At 40.2% G+C, this 20,745-nt stretch carries 23 protein-coding genes; 18 read left to right on the plus strand and 5 right to left on the minus strand.

What is annotated here, in order from left to right; genetic code table 11:
* Positions 1-158 precede the first annotated feature (158 nt).
* A complete protein-coding gene (gene erpA, locus CWC16_RS04145; RefSeq protein WP_002958911.1) occupies positions 159-497 on the plus strand; it encodes an iron-sulfur cluster insertion protein ErpA in 339 nt (112 codons plus the stop codon).
* Positions 498-545: 48 nt separating this feature from the next.
* Here erpA and CWC16_RS04150 read toward each other — a convergent pair whose 3' ends face one another.
* On the minus strand, positions 546-734 hold the full coding sequence (locus CWC16_RS04150; protein ID WP_138540612.1) for a hypothetical protein: 189 nt from the start codon (positions 732-734) through the stop codon (positions 546-548).
* A gap of 500 nt (positions 735-1,234) precedes the next feature.
* On the opposite strand from CWC16_RS04150, the gene CWC16_RS04155 reads away from it, so the two are divergent.
* Entirely contained in the window at positions 1,235-1,474 is a 240-nt protein-coding gene (locus CWC16_RS04155) for a helix-turn-helix domain-containing protein (RefSeq protein ID WP_004587151.1), read from the plus strand.
* A 71-nt stretch (positions 1,475-1,545) separates the two neighbouring features.
* Here the strand turns inward: CWC16_RS04155 and CWC16_RS04160 are convergent, their stop codons facing one another.
* The 4 genes from CWC16_RS04160 to CWC16_RS04175 are packed head-to-tail and all read right to left on the minus strand — an operon-like array spanning position 1,546 to position 5,296.
* The gene (locus CWC16_RS04160; protein ID WP_138540613.1) at positions 1,546-2,925 is read right to left on the minus strand and encodes an AmpG family muropeptide MFS transporter; all 1,380 of its coding nucleotides are present in this window, start codon (positions 2,923-2,925) and stop codon (positions 1,546-1,548) included.
* A gap of 46 nt (positions 2,926-2,971) precedes the next feature.
* Positions 2,972-3,589 (minus strand): peptidylprolyl isomerase, encoded by a 618-nt coding sequence (locus CWC16_RS04165; RefSeq protein WP_055014962.1) that lies wholly within the window; start codon positions 3,587-3,589, stop codon positions 2,972-2,974.
* 2 nt (positions 3,590-3,591) lie between these two features.
* Positions 3,592-4,152: a YajG family lipoprotein gene (locus CWC16_RS04170; RefSeq protein ID WP_138540614.1), complete on the minus strand. Its 561-nt coding sequence runs from the start codon at positions 4,150-4,152 to the stop codon at positions 3,592-3,594.
* 1 nt (position 4,153) lies between these two features.
* A complete protein-coding gene (locus CWC16_RS04175; RefSeq protein WP_138540615.1) occupies positions 4,154-5,296 on the minus strand; it encodes a methyltransferase in 1,143 nt (380 codons plus the stop codon).
* A gap of 42 nt (positions 5,297-5,338) precedes the next feature.
* Here CWC16_RS04175 and CWC16_RS04180 point away from each other — a divergent pair, with 42 nt between their 5' ends.
* The 16 genes from CWC16_RS04180 to cyoD all read left to right on the plus strand — a co-directional run bounded on the left by CWC16_RS04180 (position 5,339) and on the right by cyoD (position 20,741).
* Entirely contained in the window at positions 5,339-5,950 is a 612-nt protein-coding gene (locus CWC16_RS04180) for an alpha-ketoglutarate-dependent dioxygenase AlkB family protein (RefSeq protein WP_138540616.1), read from the plus strand.
* 55 nt (positions 5,951-6,005) lie between these two features.
* Complete coding sequence (locus tag CWC16_RS04185; RefSeq protein ID WP_138540617.1) at positions 6,006-6,317, plus strand: BolA family protein; 312 nt, start codon at positions 6,006-6,008, stop codon at positions 6,315-6,317.
* Positions 6,318-6,421: 104 nt separating this feature from the next.
* A complete protein-coding gene (gene fabV / locus CWC16_RS04190) occupies positions 6,422-7,615 on the plus strand; it encodes an enoyl-ACP reductase FabV (RefSeq protein ID WP_138540618.1) in 1,194 nt (397 codons plus the stop codon).
* 354 nt (positions 7,616-7,969) lie between these two features.
* Complete coding sequence (locus tag CWC16_RS04195) at positions 7,970-9,313, plus strand: Na(+)-translocating NADH-quinone reductase subunit A (protein ID WP_138540619.1); 1,344 nt, start codon at positions 7,970-7,972, stop codon at positions 9,311-9,313.
* Positions 9,314-9,316: 3 nt separating this feature from the next.
* Positions 9,317-10,519 carry an NADH:ubiquinone reductase (Na(+)-transporting) subunit B gene (locus tag CWC16_RS04200; protein ID WP_055014969.1) on the plus strand — a complete coding sequence of 401 codons (1,203 nt, stop codon included), beginning with the start codon at positions 9,317-9,319 and terminating at the stop codon, positions 10,517-10,519.
* On the plus strand, positions 10,512-11,264 hold the full coding sequence (locus CWC16_RS04205; RefSeq protein ID WP_055014970.1) for a Na(+)-translocating NADH-quinone reductase subunit C: 753 nt from the start codon (positions 10,512-10,514) through the stop codon (positions 11,262-11,264). Before CWC16_RS04200 ends, CWC16_RS04205 begins: the two co-directional genes overlap by 8 nt.
* Positions 11,264-11,896, plus strand: coding sequence for an NADH:ubiquinone reductase (Na(+)-transporting) subunit D (locus tag CWC16_RS04210; protein ID WP_004587140.1), 633 nt, complete (start codon positions 11,264-11,266; stop codon positions 11,894-11,896). Before CWC16_RS04205 ends, CWC16_RS04210 begins: the two co-directional genes overlap by 1 nt.
* A gap of 10 nt (positions 11,897-11,906) precedes the next feature.
* The gene (gene nqrE, locus CWC16_RS04215; RefSeq protein WP_004587139.1) at positions 11,907-12,515 is read left to right on the plus strand and encodes an NADH:ubiquinone reductase (Na(+)-transporting) subunit E; all 609 of its coding nucleotides are present in this window, start codon (positions 11,907-11,909) and stop codon (positions 12,513-12,515) included.
* A gap of 18 nt (positions 12,516-12,533) precedes the next feature.
* Positions 12,534-13,763 carry an NADH:ubiquinone reductase (Na(+)-transporting) subunit F gene (gene nqrF, locus CWC16_RS04220; protein WP_055014971.1) on the plus strand — a complete coding sequence of 410 codons (1,230 nt, stop codon included), beginning with the start codon at positions 12,534-12,536 and terminating at the stop codon, positions 13,761-13,763.
* A gap of 97 nt (positions 13,764-13,860) precedes the next feature.
* A complete protein-coding gene (locus CWC16_RS04225; RefSeq protein ID WP_138540620.1) occupies positions 13,861-14,892 on the plus strand; it encodes an FAD:protein FMN transferase in 1,032 nt (343 codons plus the stop codon).
* 162 nt (positions 14,893-15,054) lie between these two features.
* On the plus strand, positions 15,055-15,267 hold the full coding sequence (gene nqrM, locus CWC16_RS04230) for a (Na+)-NQR maturation NqrM (protein WP_004587136.1): 213 nt from the start codon (positions 15,055-15,057) through the stop codon (positions 15,265-15,267).
* An 811-nt stretch (positions 15,268-16,078) separates the two neighbouring features.
* Positions 16,079-16,498 (plus strand): hypothetical protein, encoded by a 420-nt coding sequence (locus tag CWC16_RS04235; RefSeq protein WP_138540621.1) that lies wholly within the window; start codon positions 16,079-16,081, stop codon positions 16,496-16,498.
* A gap of 310 nt (positions 16,499-16,808) precedes the next feature.
* Positions 16,809-17,762 carry a ubiquinol oxidase subunit II gene (gene cyoA, locus CWC16_RS04240; RefSeq protein WP_138540622.1) on the plus strand — a complete coding sequence of 318 codons (954 nt, stop codon included), beginning with the start codon at positions 16,809-16,811 and terminating at the stop codon, positions 17,760-17,762.
* Between the two features lie 2 nt (positions 17,763-17,764).
* Complete coding sequence (cyoB, locus tag CWC16_RS04245; protein WP_138540623.1) at positions 17,765-19,753, plus strand: cytochrome o ubiquinol oxidase subunit I; 1,989 nt, start codon at positions 17,765-17,767, stop codon at positions 19,751-19,753.
* A complete protein-coding gene (gene cyoC / locus CWC16_RS04250) occupies positions 19,750-20,385 on the plus strand; it encodes a cytochrome o ubiquinol oxidase subunit III (RefSeq protein ID WP_138540624.1) in 636 nt (211 codons plus the stop codon). Before cyoB ends, cyoC begins: the two co-directional genes overlap by 4 nt.
* Positions 20,385-20,741 (plus strand): cytochrome o ubiquinol oxidase subunit IV, encoded by a 357-nt coding sequence (cyoD, locus tag CWC16_RS04255; protein ID WP_138540625.1) that lies wholly within the window; start codon positions 20,385-20,387, stop codon positions 20,739-20,741. The genes cyoC and cyoD overlap by 1 nt, the downstream gene beginning before the upstream one ends.
* Positions 20,742-20,745 lie beyond the last annotated feature (4 nt).

Consider the following 20,745-nt stretch of genomic DNA (forward strand, 5'->3'; position numbering starts at 1 on the left):
ATTAACAAATATTACAGCGTCTCTCTCAATACTATTTGTTTTGGTACCAGCCAAAGTAAAGGTTAATAAGTAAGATACCCTAACAGATGTTTGACTATACTTGATTAAAATACTCGGGTATTAGATAATCACGCCATTGCGATATTGAGGGTTTTAAAATGTCTGAAGAATTACCAATAAAGTTCAGCGATGCAGCTGCTGTTCGTGTTAAACAGTTAATCGACGAAGAAGAAAATCCAGATTTAAAACTGCGTGTTTATGTAACAGGCGGCGGTTGTTCTGGTTTTCAATATGGTTTTACTTTTGATGAAAAAGCAAATCCTGGTGATTTAGAAATAGTTAAAAATGGTGTAACGCTGGTTATTGATCCAATGAGTATTCAGTACTTAGTTGATGGCGAAGTGGATTACACTGAAGGGTTAGAAGGCGCACGCTTTTTTGTATCTAACCCTAATGCAACGACCACCTGCGGGTGTGGTGCAAGTTTTAGCGTTTAAGCAATTTACGCTTAGTTATTAAAGCCGCATTAGCGGCTTTTTTAATGTCTAAAATTCAATCGGGCTGTAGTGGGTAAGTTGCATTATTAATACAAAAAAGCCTAATACAAACGCAGAAAAAGCAAGAATGTATAAAAAGCCTTTCTTACCTTGTTTAATAGGTACGCCGTAATGACGTAAAAACATAAACCATAAAAAGCATAGTAAAACTGGTAACAAAAATAAGACTCTAAACATACTTCCTCTTTAGTCCCTCAATAAGGGAAAAACGTTATTTATGGGAACTTTTTTACTGATACTGTTGTTTAAACATCAATACAGCAAGGTTATTCGCACGTTAATTTGTAACAAAGCGCTTTTATCTTACAATTAATTTTTTAGTAAAAAACTTAATATTTTTGGTACGTTAACTTAAATATTCAGCATAAGTAAAGGTTAGTGGTTGGGTAAATTTATGCAAACTATGTAATTAATTATTTAACCGAACTGTTAATAGTATATAATGTATCCAAGAGTGAGACGGGCAAAATTTCACTCTTAATAAAAACAAACCTATATCCTATTTTTGCGGGTTAGCACTGAATAGATTGGTAGGTTGAATAAGTAGCAATACCTTTGCTTATTTTAAGCAATAGCTTGCTATTGAAAAATGTAGTGGGTATCTGCTTATATGCCACCAATCATTGTGTGACTACTGCTTTGACGGGTATGTCATATCATCTAGTAGGAGATGTAAAATGATGGGCAAAACTGTTTCTTCTGAAGAAAACGAAAAGCTAACTAAATGGCTTAAAACAAAACGCCATGAAAAGGGTCATACAATGCGTAGCCTAGCACAAGTGCTAGGAACACCTCACTCATTTATCGGTAAGATTGAAAATCAAGAACGCCGTTTAGATGTTATTGAGTTTGTACGTTACTGTAATGCACTTGAAGTTGATCCGCATGAAGCGCTAGGCTTAATTAAAGCGGATTAATATTGTTTTGCTTAGGGTGTTATAAGGGGCACTTGAATGGCCTAAGCAAATCACGTTAATGCAGGGATGCATTATCTATTTTGATGGTAATTTTGCTCTAACTGATAAAGCTTATGCCTAATCAAATATAAAAACACCAGCGAAGGGATTACCATTAGTGCCGTTAACACAAAAAATAATGCCCAGTTCCCCATTAGCCAATCATCAATAACCACACCACTGTAACTTGAAAGCAATGTGCGCCCTAAATTCCCTAATGAGGCAAGTAAAGCATAATGTGTTGCACTAAATGCTCGGTCACATAACATCGATATAAACGCCACCATCGCCACTAACGACCAGGCTTGCGTAAAGCCATCAATAACAATAGCAAAAGCGTATAATCCTAAATTAGGGCCAACCAGTGCAATAGCCGAAAATGCTAAATTAGACCCCGCCATTGCCACACCACTTATAAATAGTCCTTTTACAATGCCGTACTTTTGATTGAATAAGCTGCCCACAAAGGTAAAAGCAATGGTGAGTACGGCCGTGCCTACTTTTGAAAAGGTAGCTATATCACTGTTACTAAAGCCTATTTCTTTATAAAAAACAATCGACATTCGCCCTAAAAAAGCTTCGCCAATTTTAAATAAGAAAATAAATGCTAATAAGGCAAGGGCTGTTTTTACGCCATTTTTCGCAAAAAAGGTTTTAAAGGGATCAACCACTGTAACGCCAAGCCAAGCAATCACTTTAGTAAAGGGTGTTTGCTTAATGCTGGCTAGTTTTTCAAGGTATACACGCTCAAGCTCTGCGTGAACAGCTTCTCGGTTTGATTTAGGCTCTTTAGCAAACAACACGCCGCTCATTAGCAGTAACATAACAGCGGCTAAAAAGTAATACACTTGTGGCCAATCTAAAGAGGGGATATCGGCCATGTAAAAAGGAATAGCACCAAGTAATGCGTAACCTGTCCACCAACCCGATGTGGCCATAGCAGCAGCGGCAGTGGCTTTGTGAGATTCGTTTTCGCTTAACGTATCTATTCTAAATGCATCAATTGCGATGTCTTGTGTGGCAGAGGCGACTGCGATGAGTAAACACAAGCCGGCGGCAATTGCTAAGTTTGCTTTTAAATCAAGGCCTGCTAAAAGCAGGGTGCCAATAAACATAAAGCTTTGACAAAATATAATCCAGCTGCGACGTTGCCCAAACCATTTGTACAATAAGGGCAGCTTGGTTCTATCAATAAGTGGCGACCACATAAAGTTAATGCTGTATGCGCCAAATACAATACCAAATAAGCCAATCATACTGCGGCTTAGGCCTTCATCTTTTAGCCAAGCCGACATAACTGAGCCAATCAGCACCCATGGAAAACCACTGCTCATACCAAATATAAAAATATTGATTAAACGTTTATCTTTAAAATACGAGAAATATTCGCTTATTGAGAGGGTTTTGCTCATAGGGCCTTCATTGGCGTTGGGTGCAACTTAGTTACACCTCAGTGATTTATAATGGGGTTTGCTCAAGTACTTTAATATTTAAAATAACAACGGGCGTTTTAGGTACAAAGTCGTAGCCAATTTTTTCATTAAAGCCGGTTTCTACAGCCATAATTTTATCTAGCGTGTCGTAACCATCCATTACATTGCCAAACACGGCAAAGCCCCAATCTCTTCCTGGGTTTAAATGATCGTTATCATCCATATTAAAAAAGAACTGGCGAGTTCCTGAATGCGGTTCACGGTCTTGATACGCCATAGCAATGCTGTACATGTCATTTTTTAAACCGTTACCACTTTCGTTAAATATAGGGTCGTTTTCGTGCAGGCCGTCAAGGTCTTTATCGTAGCCACCGCCTTGTATTACAAAGTCACGGTCGTTTTCAACATCACGTTCTACACGGTGGAATATACTGCCTTGGTAACTTTTATCCATTACGTAGGTTAAAAAGTTATTTACTGTAATAGGGGCTTTTGAGCGGTCTAGCTCAACCACAATGCTACCCAATGACGTGACTATTTCTACACGCGGGAAAATATTGTCTTTTTGTACAAAACGGCCTTCTTGCGCGGCAAAGGTGCTTACACTAAATAGTAGGCTCAAGCAGATTAAAAATTGTTTCATTGTTAACCTTCTAAAAATTCAATTAATTCTGGGTCCGACACAATGCGGGTTATAATTTGTTCCGTCAACTTATTGAGTTGACCTTCAATTTTGGCGCGATCGTGGCTCAGCGGCCCTTCTAAATTTGCGCTGCCGCGGTACACCTTAGTGAAATTACTGGTAGAGCGAAGTACGCGCACACCCAATTCAATGTTCGCTTCGCTGGTATGGCTCATGAGCTTTTCAGTCACTAGTGCTTGTAAGGCATGAATGTCAAGTTCAAAGCGGGTTGTTGCTAAGTTAGAAATACTTGCTCCGTTACGGTTTAGCGCGCTATCTAATACGCTTTTAACAGAGGTAACAATATCTTGGCTTGCAAAGGTTTTAGTTTTATCTGACTCAACAAGCTTAAGGGTTGCGCTATCGCCCCGTAAATCAATGACGCTGGTACTTAAACTGGCTGATATAACACTAATTTGACCGTTTTTATAAACTGGGTTTAATATCACTTGGTTTGGCTGGTTACTGCATGCGCTAAACACCAGCATGGAGCAACAGGCTAAAATAAATTTAGTTAATTTCATTTTATAGCATCCCACTATTTTTAGTTGCGCTGAGCACTACAAACTTTTTGTTTGAACCTAATAGCTTACAGTTACCAAACATACGATTTAATTTATCGTGATAATCTAAATGACGATTACCAATAATACGCAGCTCGCCACCTTCTTTTAATGTATCTTTAGCTTGTTTAAACATTTGCCACGCAATGTGGTCGGTAACGGCTTGGGCTTGGTGAAATGGCGGGTTACACAACACCATATCAACACTGTTTCTTTCAAAGCCAGTTAAGCAATCATTTTCTATAAATTGGCAGTCATCAAATCTATTTGTTTGGTTAAGTTCTACATTTAAACGTGCAGATTCGACCGCCATGTACGACTCATCAACAAAGGTTACCGACGCATTTGGACAGCGTGATAGCGTCATTAACCCCACTACGCCATTACCACAGCCTAAGTCGATAATGCTTTTTGCCTTGGAGGTTTGTGGCAAGTAATTAAAAAAGAACCGTGCACCTATATCTAACGAATCGCGCGAAAACACATTGGCATGGTTCGTTATATTAAAATCAGTGCCTTCAAGTTGCCAACTGACCGGAAAGTTAGCCGCTTTATAACCGCCTTTTGCTGTACTTAATATCAAACGCGACTTTTTAACGGCCAAGCTTGTTTTGGTCTCGCCAATAAATTGCTCAAACGCTTTTATAGTTGAATTATGTATTTCCTTTGTTTTACCCGCGGCAATAACCGGTGTGCCAGGGGCAAGTACTTCACTTAACTCACTTAATTGAAACTGTAAGAACCCTACGTTACGTGGCACTTTTATTAGTACTAAATCAACCTCTTCAGGCAGCGCAGATAAGCTATCTAACTGTGTAAATTGTGCTGTTGATAGTTTATTTTCTTTTAAATTATAGGCTGCAGCTTGGTGGCTAATATAAGAATCGTTAACTGAACAAACCGTTAATTCACTAAAATAACAGGCCAGGGCACCAAACGCGTCGTTTAAAATGAGTAATGAGCGACAATCAGGGTGATGTTCGTTAACATAATTGATAAGGTACTCATCGGCCGAATCCCATGCTTGTAAACTGCGGTTTTTTTGATCCAAAGGGAAACGTTCAAGAGTAAATGTTTTATCGCCTAGCTGGGCTTGCGTCGTCATAATGGTTTGTTGATCAGAAATCTAATGTAGGTAAATTCTAACATGCAACGGCAAAACGCCAACCCCCAACAGTTACCAAACGGCTTTTCTTATCAAAGTAAGGCGCTTAGTGCGCAAAAAAGCCTCGATTTGTTCTATTATCTACAAAAAAACCTTAACTGGCAGCAGCCTAATGTCACTGTGTATGGCAGAACTGGACCCATACCACGTTTGCAATGCTTTATGAGTGATTTAAATATTGAATATGGCTACTCACACAGCAAACAAGTAGTAGAGCCGTGGGACGATGTACTTTTAACGATGCGCAAACGTTTAGAGCGACATTTAAACAAGCCGCTTAATTCGCTATTAATTAATTATTACCGTGATGGTAACGATACTATGGGCTGGCACAGTGATGATGAAATAGAACTCGGCCCAGAGCCGACCATAGTATGTATATCGCTCGGTGCTGAGCGCGTACTCAAGTTAAAACAAAAGGCCACGAATAAAGTCACCGACTTAAAATTACAAAGTGGCAGTTGCTTAGTGATGAGCGGGCATAGTCAGCGCGACTACCAGCACGCAATACCTAAACAAACAACCCTTGCGCACCCACGCATTAGCTTAACGTACCGATTTATTGAGCACATTAAACAAAAGCAATTTAGTTAGTTAAATTAACTTGTTATAGTAACTGCACAAATTAGTGACTAAATATGGTGTTTTAATGTCAATGCAACAACAAATCCAAGACAAGCTTAGTAGTGCGATTGCCTGTAAGCATTTAAACGTAATTAACGAAAGCCATATGCACAGCGCCGGTACTGAGTCGCATTTTAAAGTGATTGTAGTGAGCGAAGAGTTTGTGGGTAAACGTTTACTGCAGCGTCACCGCCAAATTAACGAAGTACTAAAAGATGAATTAGCAAATCATATACACGCATTAGCTATTCATACTTACACGCCTGATGAATTTGCAGAGCAAGGCGGCGAAGCGCCAGACTCACCTGATTGTTTAGGTGGCTCAAAGCTGAATTAATATAAATAGGGTATTTGATCGGTGTTTAACTGATCAGATCAGTGTTTTTAGTATTAGCCTTTAAACTAGCGCTAATTTTTATTGCAAAAGATATAGGATGATCAATGGTCATTAAGCCTAAAATTCGTGGATTTATTTGTACTAACGCACACCCTGTAGGCTGTGCAGAGCATGTTCAAGAACAAATTAACTATGTAAAACAACAAGGCAAATTAAAAGATGCGCCTAAAAATGTACTCGTAATAGGTGCATCTACTGGCTACGGTTTAGCGTCTCGTATTACGGCTGCTTTTGGTGGTGGTGCTAAAACATTAGGTATCTTCTTTGAAAAAGAAGGCACTGAACGTAAAACAGGCTCAGCCGGTTGGTATAACACAGCAGCATTTCAAGACGCTGCAGATGAAGCTGGGCTTTGGTCAAAAAATATTAATGGCGATGCGTTTTCTAACGAAATTAAGCAAAAGGCAATTGAGACAATCAAAGCAGATTTAGGCAAAGTAGACTGTATTATTTACAGCTTAGCATCACCTCGTCGTACTGATCCAAATACAGGTGAAGTGTATTCATCAACACTTAAGCCAATTGGCAATGCCGTTACCACTAAAAACTTAAATACGTCAAAGCGCGTAATTGACGAAGTAACAGTTGAAGCCGCAAGCCAAGATGACATCGACAACACCATTAAAGTGATGGGCGGTGAAGATTGGGAAATGTGGATTGATGCATTAAAAGAAGCCGATGTATTAGCCGATAACTTTAAAACCACTGCGTATACATATATAGGTAAAGAGTTAACGTGGCCAATCTACGGACACGCAACAATAGGTAAAGCAAAAGAAGATTTAGACCGTGCAACGGCTGCAATTAAAGAATCAACAAAAGATTTAAATGGTCAAGCCTATGTATCGTCTTTAAATGCGGTTGTTACTCAGGCAAGCTCTGCAATTCCTATTATGCCGCTATATATCTCTGCTTTATTTAAAGTAATGAAAGCCGATGGCACCTATGAGGGCACTATTGAGCAGATTCATGCTTTATTTAGCGAAAACTTATACGGTGAAAACCCACGCTTTGACGAGGGCGGTCACTTATTCCAAAACTACAAAGAGCTAGAAGACGATGTACAAGCGCGTGTGCAAGCTGTTTGGGATAGAGTAGATACGAGCTCAATTGATGAGCTAACTGATTACGTGGGCTATCATAACGAATTTTTACGTTTATTCGGTTTTGGCATTGACGCTGTTGACTATGAGCAAGATGTAGATGCAGTGAAGCCAATTGCAAACATGATTGACTAAATCATACTGTGTAATTATAAAAAGTCGCTTATTGCGGCTTTTTTGCTTTTAGTGTTTTAAATATTTTGTGGCCGTTAGGTGCTTAGGTTACCACTTTGGTCTACCTTGATTTTTATTTAAAACACTTAACAAAACTAAATAAGCGTTTCTGTCGTATAATTTTCATAAATACACTCGCATAGTCGTCCATAATGATGTTAAAATCGGAGCAATATGTGAGGAGTTTTACTGCGTTGCTTGTTTGATATTCCTAGCAAGTTGTTCTTTTGTACCTTGATATATCTTGGATAACTCAAATGGCGACGTGGTTGATACGATTTTTCAGTTTCTTTCCGTTAATTAATGCAAGTGCGTATGATCAACATAAAAAAAGGTCTGGATTTACCCATAGAGGGCGCGCCTCAGCAAGTTATTCATGATGGTTCTGCCATCAAACGTGTAGCTGTGCTAGGTGAAGAGTTTATCGGTATGCGTCCAACCATGCATGTTCGTGTGGATGACCAAGTCAAAAAAGGCCAGGTACTTTTTGAAGACAAAAAGAACCCAGGCGTCCTATTTACTGCACCAGCTTCTGGTACAGTAAAAGAAATTAATCGTGGTGCTAAACGTGTGCTGCAATCTGTTGTTATTGAAGTAAACGGCAGTGAGCAAATCACCTTTGACTCTTTCAATGCAGATGAGCTTGCAAGCTTATCGCGTGAAAAAGCCAAAGAAGTACTTGTTCAGTCAGGTCAATGGACAGCACTTCGTGCTCGCCCATTTAGCAAAGTAGCTGCGTTGGATGCAAATCCTAGCTCTATCTTTGTAACCGCTATCGACACAAACCCTCTTGCTGCAGACCCTGCAGTAATTATTGCCGAAAATGCAGCTGCATTTGAAGCGGGTCTTGCTGTTGTTTCGCGTTTGACCGATGGCAAAGTATTTGTATGTAAGCAAGCTGGCAGTCAAGTTCCTAGCTCGTCTATCGCTCAAGTAGAAGTACATGAGTTCGGTGGCGTGCATCCAGCAGGCTTAGTTGGTACTCATATTCATCACCTTGACGCAGTATCTGTGAATAAACAAGTTTGGCATATTGGTTACCAAGACGTTATCGCCTATGGTCACTTATTCCTTACTGGTGAAATCAACACTGACCGTGTAATTTCACTTGCAGGCCCTCGCGTTAAAAATCCTCGTTTAGTGAAAACACAACTAGGTGCTTCATTAGATGATTTAGTGGCAGGCGAATTAGAAGACGGTGATAACCGTGTAATTTCTGGTTCTGTTTTATCTGGCGCTATTTCTTCAGGTCCTCATGCATTCTTGGGTCGCTACCACGTTCAGGTGTCAGTTTTACTTGAAGGTCGCGAAAAAGAGCTGTTTGGTTGGATTGCACCAGGTAGTAATAAATTCTCTGTAACGCGTACATTCCTTTCTCACTTTGCACCGAGTCGTTTATTTAAAATGACAACGTCTACAGGTGGTTCAAAACGTGCCATGGTTCCAATTGGTAGCTACGAGCGCGTAATGCCGTTAGATATTTTGCCAACACTATTATTACGTGACTTAATCGCACGTGATTTAGACAGTGCAATTTCATTAGGCGCGCTTGAACTTGATGAAGAAGATTTAGCGTTATGTACCTTCGTTTGTCCGGGCAAATACGAGTATGGTTCTATCCTACGCGATTGCTTAACAACGATCGAGAAGGAAGGCTAAGAGATGGGTTTAAAGAAATTTTTAGAAGACATTGAGCCGCATTTTGAACCAGGTGGTAAACACGAAAAATGGTACGCCCTGTATGAAGCAGCCGCGACTATTTTTTATACGCCAGGTTATGTAAATAAAGGCGCAACTCACGTTCGCGATAATATCGACCTAAAACGTATGATGATTTTAGTGTGGATGGCGACGTTCCCAGCTATGTTTTTTGGTATGTTCAACATCGGTCATCAGGCCGCAGGTGCTTTAGCACAAGGTTTTGAACTAGCAAATTCTTGGCAGGTTGGTGTGTTCCAGTTATTTGGTGGTGAATTAACTGCTGAGTCGGGCTGGGGCGCTAAAATGTTCTACGGAGCATGTTTCTTCTTACCAATATACGCCGTTACGTTTGCAGTCGGTGGTTTTTGGGAAGTACTATTCGCTTCTGTGCGTAAGCATGAAGTTAACGAAGGTTTCTTCGTAACCTCTGTGTTATTTGCACTTATTTTGCCTGCGACAATTCCTTTATGGCAAGTGGCGTTAGGTATTACGTTTGGTGTAGTTATTGCTAAAGAAATCTTTGGTGGTACAGGGCGTAACTTCTTAAACCCTGCATTAGCGGGCCGTGCGTTTTTATTCTTCGCATACCCTGCACAAATTTCAGGCGACACAGTATGGACTGCAGTAGACTCGTTCTCTGGTGCAACTATGCTAGGTCAAGCGTTTGTAGGCACTCTTGATTACAGCAACATGGAGCTATGGTGGAATGCGTTTTACGGTTTCATTCAAGGTTCTGTAGGTGAAACATCTACCCTTGCTGTGCTTATTGGTGGCTTATTCTTAATTTACGTTCGCATCGCTTCTTGGCGCATTGTACTAGGTGTATTCCTAGGTATGGTGGCAACTGCATTCTTATTAAATGCAATTGGCTCTGAGAGCAACCCTGTATTTGCAATGCCTTGGCATTGGCATTTAGTACTGGGTGGTTTTGCATTTGGTATGTTCTTTATGGCTACTGACCCTGTATCAGCTGCATTTACCGATAAAGGTAAGTTCGCATACGGCGCGCTTATTGGCTTTATGGTAGTTATGATCCGTGTAGTAAACCCTGCTTTCCCAGAAGGCATGATGCTAGCAATTTTATTTGCTAACTTATTTGCTCCACTGTTCGATCACTTTGTAGTGCAAGCTAATATCAAGCGGAGGTTGGCACGTAATGTCTAGTAATAACGAATCAATCGGCAAAACGTTAACGGTTGTTGTTGCACTATGTTTAGTGTGTGCAATTATTGTATCGTTTGCTTCTGTACAGCTTCGTCCTTTACAGCAAGCTAATAAAACTCAAGATATTCAACGTAATATCTTAGCAGCAGCTGATATTGAAATTGCAAGTTCTGTATCTGACACATTCGATGGCAAAATCGAAGCACGTGTTGTGGATATGGACACTGGCGAGTTTGTTGAAGGTGCTGATCCTAACTCATTTGATTTCGAAAAAACGAAATTCGATCAACAAAGAAGTTTTGCACTTAAAGCAGAAGGGATTAAGGACATCGCTGGTATTCAGCGTATGACTAAAAACTCACCTGTTTACATCTCTAAAAAAGAAGATGGCTCTACAGATGCAATCATTTTACCTATCCAAGGTTACGGCCTTTGGGGTGTTATGTACGGTTTCTTAGCGCTTGAAAGCGATGGCGAAACAGTTAAAAACATCAACTTCTACAAGCATAGCGAAACACCAGGCCTGGGTGGCGAAATTCAAAACCCACAATGGACAGCTAAATGGCAAGGTAAAGAGTTACCTATTAACATTATGAAAAGCGGTGCTAGCAACGAACATCAAATTGATGGTTTATCAGGTGCTACACTAACTTCTAATGGTGTTGATCACACAGTTGACTTTTGGACTGGTGAAAACGGCTTTGGTCCTTTCCTTGCGAAGGTACGTGAAGGAGCGTTGAAATAATGGCTGATACTAAAGAAATGAAATCGGTCCTATTTGGTCCGGTTTTAGCTAACAACCCAATCGCATTACAAGTACTTGGTATTTGTTCTGCTCTGGCGGTAACGTCTAGCTTAAAAAATGCCTTAATCATGTCAATTGCATTGACATTAGTAACGGCGTTTTCTAGCTTGTTCATTTCAAGCATTCGTAACCACATACCTTCATCAGTACGTATTATCGTACAGATGACGATCATTGCTTCACTAGTAATTGTTGTAGACCAAGTATTACAAGCATTCTCTTACGCTACGGCAAAAGAGCTTTCTGTATTCGTTGGCCTAATTATTACTAACTGTATTGTTATGGGTCGTGCTGAAGCGTACGCAATGAAGTCGCCACCACTTATGTCATTTTTAGATGGCATTGGTAATGGTCTAGGCTACTCAGTGGTATTACTTACTGTTGGTTTCATTCGTGAGCTATTTGGTAAGGGAACACTATTCGGTGTTGATATTATCCCATTAGTACAAGATGGTGGTTGGTATCAACCTATGGGTCTATTGATTTTACCACCGAGTGCATTCTTCATCATTGGTTTATTCATATGGGTACTTCGTACTTATAAGAAAGACCAAGTAGAAGCTAAAGCGTAAGGGGCAAGCAGTGGAACATTATATTAGTTTATTTGTAAAAGCGGTTTTTATTGAAAACTTAGCTTTAGCTTTCTTCCTAGGTATGTGTACTTTCTTAGCTGTATCTAAAAAAGTAACTACATCAATTGGCCTAGGTGTAGCCGTTATTGTTGTACTAGGTATCTCTGTACCAGTAAATAACTTGGTTTACCATGCCGTACTTGCACCAGGTGCATTAGAGTGGCTTGGTTACCCTGAAGCAGACCTTAGCTTTTTACGTTTCTTAACTTTCATTGGTGTTATTGCAGCACTAGTGCAAATTTTGGAAATGGCATTAGATAAGTTTTTCCCTGCACTTTACAACGCATTAGGTATCTTCTTACCACTAATCACAGTTAACTGTGCAATTTTTGGTGCGGTATCATTCATGGTTGAGCGTAACTATAACTTCGGTGAGTCTGTTGTTTATGGTGTTGGCGCTGGTGTTGGTTGGGCGCTTGCAATTACATTGCTTGCAGGTATCCGTGAGAAAATGAAATATTCAGACGTGCCAGATGGCCTACGTGGTTTAGGTATTACCTTCATCACTGTTGGTTTAATGGGTCTTGGCTTTATGTCATTCTCTGGTATTTCACTGTAAAGGTAGCGAGGATAAATCATGAGTTATGAGATTTTCTTAGGCGTTGGTGTTTTCATCGCTATCGTTGTACTACTAGTTTTAGTTATCATTGGTGCTAAATCTAAGTTAGTTGCAAGCGGTGACATCATCATCGGTATTAATGGCGATCCAGATAAAGCCATTAAAACATCAGCAGGTAGCAAGCTTTTAGGCGCGCTATCTGAATCAGGTATTTTCGTATCATCTGCATGTGGTGGCGGTGGCTCTTGTGGTCAGTGTCGTGTACACATTAAAGAAGGTGGTGGCGATATCTTACCAACAGAACTTGATCACATTTCTAAAGGTGAAGCCCGTGAAGGCTGTCGTTTAGCGTGTCAGGTAAATGTTAAAAACGACATGGAAATTGAACTTGAAGAGTCAATTTTCGGTGTTAAAAAATGGGATTGTGAAGTTATCTCTAACGATAACAAAGCAACGTTCATTAAAGAGCTTAAGCTACAAATTCCAGATGGCGAATCAGTGCCTTTCCGTGCGGGTGGTTACATCCAAATCGAAGCGCCTGCTCACCATGTTAAATACGCAGATTTCGATATTCCTGAAGAGTATCGTGGCGACTGGAATCACTTTGGTTTCTTCGACCTGGAGTCAAAAGTAGACGACGAAACTATTCGTGCATACTCAATGGCTAACTACCCAGAAGAAGAAGGCATTATCATGCTTAACGTGCGTATTGCTACGCCGCCGCCAAGAAATCTAAGCCTACCATGTGGTAAAATGTCATCGTACATTTGGTCACTTAAAAAAGGCGACAAGGTTACTATTTCAGGCCCATTTGGTGAGTTCTTCGCTAAAGACACTGACGCTGAAATGGTATTCGTAGGTGGTGGTGCAGGTATGGCACCAATGCGTTCACATATCTTTGACCAACTTAAGCGTTTAAATTCTAAGCGTAAGATTAGTTTCTGGTACGGTGCGCGTTCTGAGCGTGAAATGTTCTATGTTGAAGATTTCGACGGCTTAGCAGCTGAAAACGATAACTTTGTATGGCATACCGCATTGTCTGATCCACAACCAGAAGATAACTGGGAAGGTTACACAGGCTTTATCCATAACGTACTTTATGAAAACTACTTGAAAGATCATGAAGCGCCAGAAGATTGTGAGTTCTACATGTGTGGTCCTCCAATGATGAACGCGGCTGTTATCGGCATGCTTAAAGACCTAGGTGTAGAAGACGAAAACATCTTACTAGATGACTTCGGTGGCTAACACCCATATCAAAACAACTTAGTTTTGGTTAAAATACAGGCCTCGTCGCACTGTGTGCTACGGGGCTTTTTTATTTTATTTTGCATGGGCTAATTTAATGAACAGAGTAAGCAGTTCTCAAGGCGTTATCAGTATTTTTTTATTAACTATAATACTATTTATCTCTGGCTGTGGGGTTGATAAAACACCTCAAGAGGTATTTTTAGAAGGCAAAACGATGGGCACCACCTATCATATTAAATACTTTGCCGACGATGAAAACATTGATGCCACTAAGTTACAGCAGCAAATAGATGATGAGCTAAAAGCAGTAAATCAGTCTATGTCTACGTATATTCCAGACTCTGAAATTAACACATTTAATAAACTACCCGCCAATCAGGTTATGCCAATTAGTGAAGACTTTAGGGCTGTGGTGAGTGAGTCGATTCGTATAGGTAAGTCGACCAAAACGCTTGATGTAACGATGGGCCCGTTAATAGATTTATGGGGCTTTGGGCCTGATAAAAAACCAACTAAGCGCCCAAGTGATGAAGCACTTGCTGCAATGATTGAAAAAATTGGTGTAGATAAACTCAACCTTACTGAGCAGGGCCTTGCTAAAATAGTTGATGGTTTAGAGCTGTCGTTTTCGGCCACAGCGAAAGGGTATAGCATTGATAAAGTAGCGCAATTACTTGAAAGTCAAAATATTAGTAACTACATGGTAGAAATAGGTGGGGAGCTGCGCATTGGCGGTGAAAAGCCAAATAACCAAGACTGGAAAATCGCGATAGAGCAGCCAGATGCGCCACCAGGCGAGCGAAAAGTTCACCGTGTATTAACGCCCGGTACGAATGGCATTGCAACATCAGGTGACTACCGTATTTTTTATAAAATGGATGGCGAAACCTACACCCATTTAATAGACCCTGTAACGGGCATGCCGATTAAACATGACTTAGTGTCGGTTACTGTATTGCACCCAAGTGCAATGACTGCAGATGGCTTAGCAACGGCATTAACGGTTATGGGAATGGATGATGCTAAAGCATATGCTGAAGAGCACGATTTACCAGTGTACTTAATGGCTAAATCAGACAAAGGCATTGTGACTTACGCGAGCACTGCATTTAAACCTTATTTATAATATAATGGCGTTTAGCTAACACTTTATTAGTGCTAAACGCATATTTCACTCGATTTTTTGAGATAGACTTCTCTCGCATCTATGTGGGTTTTGGGTGTATAATTTAGCGGTCGCTCAACAATGTTTGAGCATAATTTATTGCTGATCAATAGGGGCTAAGCAATGTCACTTTTTCTTCTTACATTTGGTTTATTAATTTTAATCGTGATAGCTATGGCTGTTGGTATGATCGTGCAAAGAAAATCTATGGCAAGTAGTTGTGGTGGATTAGGCTCGGTAGGTATTGATAAAGCCTGTGATTGTGACGATCCTTGTGATAAGCGTAAAAAGCGTATGGCTAAAGAGCAAGCCTGGAAAGAAAACCAAATTATTTAAGCAGTAGCTTAATGACAAAAAGCGCCTTATGGCGCTTTTTTTGTATCTGTATATTTAGTGCCCAGATTCTGTTTTAAATAAACACAAGCTAAATGTATTAGACCAAGGTCTATAGTTTAGTTTTTTTCACCTATTAGGTTTATTTTTCTCGTTTGTCAAATTGGAGCTAACACTCTAAAGTTTAACCATAGACACGGAGTAAGGCTCTCGTCATAAGCTAGAGGCATGAAGTTAGCCTCGCTTAAAAGAATCTTTATATTGTGTGTGAAGATGTTGTCAGTGTGAAAGGCAACTCAAGGTCGGTGGTGACCGGTTTTGAGTTGTTTTTATTCCCTACAATTGCCACGCAGTGTAAACCAAGAATCTTTATATTGTGTGTGAAGATGTTGTCAGTGTGAAAAGCGGCTCAAGTTCGGTGGTGACTGAATTTGGGCTGTTTTTGTTTATGCGGCTTTATTTTTAACTTCATTAATTCTCCTTATCTCTCCTCCTTAAGCTTACTAAATATAAACTAAGTCTTTATTTTTATTATGTTATTTTTTATTAACAAAATAGCTGCGAAAGCTTAACGCAAAACTTTATATTTTTTGTTGAACCGAAAACTGTCTTTGTTATACTCAGCATCGAACTTTCAGTAAGTTTTGAAAGTTTGATTGATGCGGATCAATTCTCACTAGGTAAATGTATGCTAGCCGGGTTTGATTGTATTTAGCACCTTGTTTTAGGGCTTACAGCAGCAATGTTTTTTAATTTTTCCATTGCGCGCTTTATTACTCTAATTTTGTTATTAGTCATTTAGTAGGTTATGTCTTTGAACACACTTTCTTTGCATCATACAAATACGGCTTTTGCTTCTAGCAATCCGCAAACGTGTGAGCGCTTGAATAAAGCAGGCAAGGGTGTGTGTGTCGCTATAACATTATTAGTGTTTAATACGGTAATGCTGCTAAGTGGTGCATTAGAGGATGCCTTTCAGCTTGAAGCGCTGTTTAGCAATGGCTCTATTGTTGAGCCTGTTTTGCTGCACATCACGCAATTTTTAGCTCATCCGATCATATCTAGTCAGTTACTCATTGGCCTTTGCTGGTTATTGTTCCACATTTTTCCGGCGCGTCGTGCTGGAATAATCCTTCGTAAAGCCGCTTTCGCTTTTCGCGAGGCAAAAGTACATCAACCTGTGTCCGCTGCACATGGTTGTCGTGCTCCACCTAGCTTTACAGGTTGTCTGTAAGGCTTCACTTGTTGCTGGTTTTAATTATTTTTTCTTGCTGTAAATAATTAAAGTTTGCATTAGCAATGTAGCCGCGTGTTTTAAACACGTCAGCCAACCAACACTCACCCAAGTTAACTTTTATTACGTTATATAAATGCGTTTAGAAGCTGGGTTTGTTGCTAGGTTTTTTTTGCATCCACTTGCAGCGGTTTCAGTCCCCTTTATTTTTATAATTTAGTGCTAGTTAACTTGGGTTTTTATAGAAAAATCGTTGCTTTATTTTTATTCAAAGCAGCAAATTGAAACTCTAGGTTTGTAGGATACTCCCTTGTTAATTCGTAACCTTTGTAATATTGCTTTAGCTAGTACGGTGCTGGCGCTGTCAGGCTGTAAAGGCGGGATACTCGATCCAAAAGGCCAAATAGGTATTGATGAGAAAAACTTAATCATCATTGCTACTGTCCTTATGCTGCTCGTAGTAATCCCCGTTATTGTGATGACTTTGTATTTCGCATGGAAATACCGAGACACACAAGATCATGAAATTTATGCACCAAAATGGGCTCATTCAAATAAGATTGAAGCCGTTGTTTGGGCTGTTCCTATTGTTATCGTTATTATTTTAGGTGTTATTACTTGGCAGTCTACCCAAGACTTAGACCCCTATAAACCTATTGAAGGTAAAGGCGAGCACCTCACTGTAGAGGTGGTTTCATTAAACTGGAAGTGGCTATTTATTTACCCAGAGCAAGGTATTGCAACGGTAAATGAATTGGTATTTCCGGCTAATGTACCTGTTGAATACAAAATCACTTCACAAAGCACAATGAACTCGTTTTTTATTCCTCAGCTAGGTAGTCAAATTTATTCTATGGCTGGCATGGAAACCAAGCTTCACTTAATTGCTAATGAGCCGGGCACATTTAAAGGCTTTTCAGCTAATTACAGTGGCGCAGGTTTTACCGGTATGAAATTCAATGCCATTGCCACTCCAACACAAGCCGATTTTGACAAGTGGGTAACAAGCGTTAAAGCCAATGCTAATAACCTCACTCATGCTAATTATGTGGAGCTTGCAAAAGCCAGTGAAAACAACCCTGTTGCTTATTATGGCAAGGTTGATGACGGCTTATTTCATACCATTGTTATGAAGTATATGCAGGCACATGGCGATATGAATAAAAAACATCAAGCGATGAGCGAGCATGGGCAAATGAGCAAAAAGCACCATGAAATGAATGAACACGCAATGCCTTCATCTCACAGCCAGGGCGAGGAATAATAATGTCGTTTTTAGGTAAACTTTCACTCGACGCAATTCCGTTTCATGAGCCAATTATAATGGTTACCATGACGGTGATAGCGATTGCCGGGCTTATTATTGCCGGGCTTATTACTAAATATAAAAAGTGGGGCGTGCTTTGGCACGACTGGATCACCTCTGTTGATCATAAACGCTTAGGCGTAATGTACATCTTTTTAGCATTAATAATGCTATTTCGTGGTTTTTCTGATGCCATTATGATGCGCGCGCAGTTAGCACTTGCTACCAGTGGTGCGCCAGGTTATTTGCCTCCTGAGCATTACGACCAAATATTTACAGCGCACGGCGTTATCATGATCATATTCATGGCTATGCCATTTATGATTGGCCTAATGAACATTGTATTACCACTGCAAATTGGTGCACGTGATGTTGCATTCCCATTTCTAAATAATTTAAGTTTTTGGTTTACCGCCAGCGGCGCCATTTTAATTAACTTGTCGCTTGTATTTGGTGAGTTTGCAAAAACAGGTTGGGTGGCATATCCGCCGCTTTCGGAGCTGACCTTTAGCCCTGGGGTAGGGGTCGATTATTATATATGGGCCTTGCAAATATCCGGGCTCGGTACGCTTTTAACGGCAGTAAACTTTTTAGTTACTGTGTTTAAAATGCGTGCCCCAGGTATGACCCTAATGAAAATGCCAATTTTTACATGGGCATGTACATGGGCAAATATCTTAATTGCAGCTTCTTTCCCTATTTTAACTGCTGTGCTGGGCATGCTAACGCTTGACCGTTACCTTGATTTTCACTTTTTTACTAATGCAGCGGGCGGCAACGCCATGATGTACATCAACCTGTTTTGGGCGTGGGGTCACCCTGAGGTTTATATTTTAGTACTGCCTGCGTTTGGTATTTTTTCTGAAATTATCTCAACCTTTGCCGGTAAACGTTTATTTGGTTACAAATCGATGGTATATGCCAGCGGTGCAATCTCTATTTTAGGTTTTATTGTTTGGCTACACCACTTTTTCACCATGGGGTCGAGTGCAAACGTTAATGCGTTCTTTGGGGTAATGACCATGGTTATTGCAGTCCCTACTGGCGTTAAGTTATTCAACTGGTTGTTTACTATTTACCGCGGCCGTTTACGTATCAGCGTTCCTGTACTTTGGACATTAGGCTTTATGGTTACCTTTACAGTAGGCGGTATGACCGGCGTACTACTGGCTATTCCGGGTGCCGATTACGTGTTGCATAACAGTTTATTCTTAATTGCGCATTTCCATAACACAATTATTGGTGGCGCTGTATTTGGCTACCTTGCAGGTTTTGTGTTTTGGTTCCCTAAAGCAATGGGCTTTAAGCTTAGCGAAAAATGGGGTAAAGCGTCTTTTTGGTGTTGGATAGTTGGTTTCTTCGTGGCATTTATGCCGCTGTATGTACTTGGTTTCTTAGGTATGACTCGTCGCTTAAACCACACTAATAACCCAGATTGGAACATATGGTTATACATTGCAGCAGGCGGTGCTGTCATTATTATGTTTGGTATTATTTTCCAAGCCGTGCAGTTATTTGTTAGCTTTAGAGACCGCGAAGTACTTGACGATACAACAGGCGATCCATGGAACGCACATACCCTTGAGTGGGCAACCAGCTCACCTCCACAAGTGTATAACTTTGCCACTATTCCACACATTGACGATATTGATGCCTGGACCGACATGAAAGAAAAAGGCCAAGCTTATCAAACAAAAGCAAGTTACAGCCCAATTCATATGCCTAAAAATACCTCTGCAGGTGTGTTGATGGCAGCCAGCCTAACAGCATTTTGTTTTGCCATGATCTGGCATATTTGGTGGTTAGCTGTAGTAGGGCTAGTGGGTGGAATTGCCATATTTATTAAGCGTTGTTACACCAATGATGTTGATTACTACATACAGCCAGATGAAATTGCACGCACTGAAGCTGCGTATAATTCAAGTGGAAATAAGGAGCTAAGCGCGTGAGTACACTTTCTGCAAATCTAGAATCTGCAAATTTAGACTCTGTATCGCACGATGATCATACACATGAGCATCACGATACCTCTGGCGATACAATTTTTGGCTTTTGGTTATACCTAATGACCGATTGCCTATTGTTTGCATCGTTTTTTGCCACTTACGCCGTGCTGTTTATGAACACAGCCGGTGGTGTATCAGGTAAAGATATTTTTGAACTTGACTTTGTTGCAGTAGAAACAGCGGCGCTACTTATTAGTAGTATTACCTTCGGTTTTGCCATGATCGCTGCTCAAGGGCAAAAAAAGGCACTCACACTCACCTGGTTGTTTATCACCTTTTGTTTAGGTGCTGCGTTTATTGGTATGGAAATATACGAGTTTCATCACCTAATTGTGCATGGTAATGGCCCACAACAAAGTGCCTTTTTAACGTCGTTCTTCTCGTTAGTTGGCTTACATGGTTTACATGTAACAGCGGGTTTAATTTGGATGACAATCATGATGATAGAAGTGGCTAAACGTGGTTTAGGTAAACCAACCCTAACGCGTTTAAGCTGTCTAAGCCTATTTTGGCACTTCTTAGACATTGTTTGGATTTGTGTATTTACCGTTGTTTATTTAATGGGAGCAATGTAATGAGCCACAGCGAAACACATGCGTTAAAGCAAATGCAAAGTGAGCACCATGATGAATCTCATGGCAGCGTTAAAACGTACTTAATAGGCTTTGTGCTATCAATAATTTTAACCGCCATACCGTTTTACATGGTTATGGAAGGCGACTTTTCTAAAGTAACGACGCTCTGGAGTATTGTTACTTTAGCTATTGTACAAATTTGGGTGCATTTAAAGTACTTTTTACACCTTAATTTTACGACAGAAGATGGCCGTGCAAGTACCTTCTCATTTTTATTCAGCGCCCTAATTATCGTCATGGTTGTTGGGTTATCGGTTTGGATAATTTACGAATCTAACGCAATGATGATGTACTAGGAGT

It is taken from the genome of Pseudoalteromonas sp. S3776, from assembly GCF_005886915.1.
GTDB lineage: Bacteria > Pseudomonadota > Gammaproteobacteria > Enterobacterales > Alteromonadaceae > Pseudoalteromonas.

Coding starts and splice junctions, on each gene's coding strand:
- nqrM (WP_004587136.1), top strand. CDS start 15,055: ATGTCACTTTTTCTTCTTACATTTGGTTTATTAATTTTAATCGTGATA.
- CWC16_RS04180 (WP_138540616.1), top strand. CDS start 5,339: ATGCAACGGCAAAACGCCAACCCCCAACAGTTACCAAACGGCTTTTCT.
- CWC16_RS04195 (WP_138540619.1), top strand. CDS start 7,970: ATGATCAACATAAAAAAAGGTCTGGATTTACCCATAGAGGGCGCGCCT.
- CWC16_RS04160 (WP_138540613.1), bottom strand. CDS start 2,925: ATGAGCAAAACCCTCTCAATAAGCGAATATTTCTCGTATTTTAAAGAT.
- CWC16_RS04150 (WP_138540612.1), bottom strand. CDS start 734: ATGTTTAGAGTCTTATTTTTGTTACCAGTTTTACTATGCTTTTTATGG.
- cyoB (WP_138540623.1), top strand. CDS start 17,765: ATGTCGTTTTTAGGTAAACTTTCACTCGACGCAATTCCGTTTCATGAG.
- CWC16_RS04170 (WP_138540614.1), bottom strand. CDS start 4,152: ATGAAATTAACTAAATTTATTTTAGCCTGTTGCTCCATGCTGGTGTTT.
- CWC16_RS04200 (WP_055014969.1), top strand. CDS start 9,317: ATGGGTTTAAAGAAATTTTTAGAAGACATTGAGCCGCATTTTGAACCA.
- nqrF (WP_055014971.1), top strand. CDS start 12,534: ATGAGTTATGAGATTTTCTTAGGCGTTGGTGTTTTCATCGCTATCGTT.
- fabV (WP_138540618.1), top strand. CDS start 6,422: ATGGTCATTAAGCCTAAAATTCGTGGATTTATTTGTACTAACGCACAC.
- CWC16_RS04175 (WP_138540615.1), bottom strand. CDS start 5,296: ATGACGACGCAAGCCCAGCTAGGCGATAAAACATTTACTCTTGAACGT.
- CWC16_RS04205 (WP_055014970.1), top strand. CDS start 10,512: ATGTCTAGTAATAACGAATCAATCGGCAAAACGTTAACGGTTGTTGTT.
- CWC16_RS04225 (WP_138540620.1), top strand. CDS start 13,861: ATGAACAGAGTAAGCAGTTCTCAAGGCGTTATCAGTATTTTTTTATTA.
- CWC16_RS04155 (WP_004587151.1), top strand. CDS start 1,235: ATGATGGGCAAAACTGTTTCTTCTGAAGAAAACGAAAAGCTAACTAAA.
- erpA (WP_002958911.1), top strand. CDS start 159: ATGTCTGAAGAATTACCAATAAAGTTCAGCGATGCAGCTGCTGTTCGT.
- CWC16_RS04210 (WP_004587140.1), top strand. CDS start 11,264: ATGGCTGATACTAAAGAAATGAAATCGGTCCTATTTGGTCCGGTTTTA.
- cyoD (WP_138540625.1), top strand. CDS start 20,385: ATGAGCCACAGCGAAACACATGCGTTAAAGCAAATGCAAAGTGAGCAC.
- CWC16_RS04165 (WP_055014962.1), bottom strand. CDS start 3,589: ATGAAACAATTTTTAATCTGCTTGAGCCTACTATTTAGTGTAAGCACC.
- CWC16_RS04185 (WP_138540617.1), top strand. CDS start 6,006: ATGTCAATGCAACAACAAATCCAAGACAAGCTTAGTAGTGCGATTGCC.